The sequence below is a fragment of the Corynebacterium sp. HMSC30G07 genome (genome assembly GCF_001806945.1).
Lineage (GTDB): Bacteria > Actinomycetota > Actinomycetes > Mycobacteriales > Mycobacteriaceae > Corynebacterium > Corynebacterium riegelii.
The window spans coordinates 1-579 of sequence record NZ_KV786476.1 but is presented as its reverse complement, the minus strand read 5'-3'; the positions used below and the strand labels follow the sequence as shown (position 1 = coordinate 579).

Here is a 579-nt window from a genome sequence, read left to right as displayed (position 1 = left end):
CGGTGCTTGGCAGCGAGGGCGTAGTTGACTTTCTTGTTCGGGGCAGCAAGGTCAATGTAACGGTTGCGTTTGATGGCGGTCTCGCCGTCAACAGCGCGTTTGGCTTTCGCGATTTGTTCTTCAATACCACGCAGGCTGCGCCGGGCCCGATCGTGGGAGTACTGGAAGTGGGTCACCGAGTTCGGGGTAGCATGTTTGCGACCGTCACTTGCCGAGAGTTGTGTCCAGATCTGGCCGTGGGTGTAAGTAGTGTCTGGATGCTTGCGGCGCCAGGTGTCGATCACCTCGGGCACGGTGGGGGTTTTCACCGACAAGATGTAATGCAAGCCCGCATCGATAAGCGCTTGTTTATTCGCCGCGGAAAACATCCCCGCATCCGCGACCACGGTGACTTCGTCGAGCTGGTAGGCGTCTTGAAACCGTGTAATCATCGGCAGCATCGTGTGAGTTTCGGCGGAGTTGCCAGCAAACGCCCCGACATGCAAAGGAAACCCGGTGGCGTCTGTCAGTAGTCCCACCAGAATCTGCGGTTCGACCCGGCGTTCTTTGGAAAACCCGGGTTTACGAAGCTTATCGGGG

1 protein-coding gene is annotated in these 579 nt (G+C 57.9%); it reads right to left on the bottom strand.

Going from position 1 to position 579, the window contains the following annotated elements; all coding sequences use genetic code 11:
- A partial coding sequence (locus HMPREF3104_RS10135) for an IS1634 family transposase (RefSeq protein WP_371441057.1) occupies positions 1-518 on the bottom strand: 518 nt, incomplete at its 3' end.
- Between the last annotated feature and the right edge of the window lie 61 nt (positions 519-579).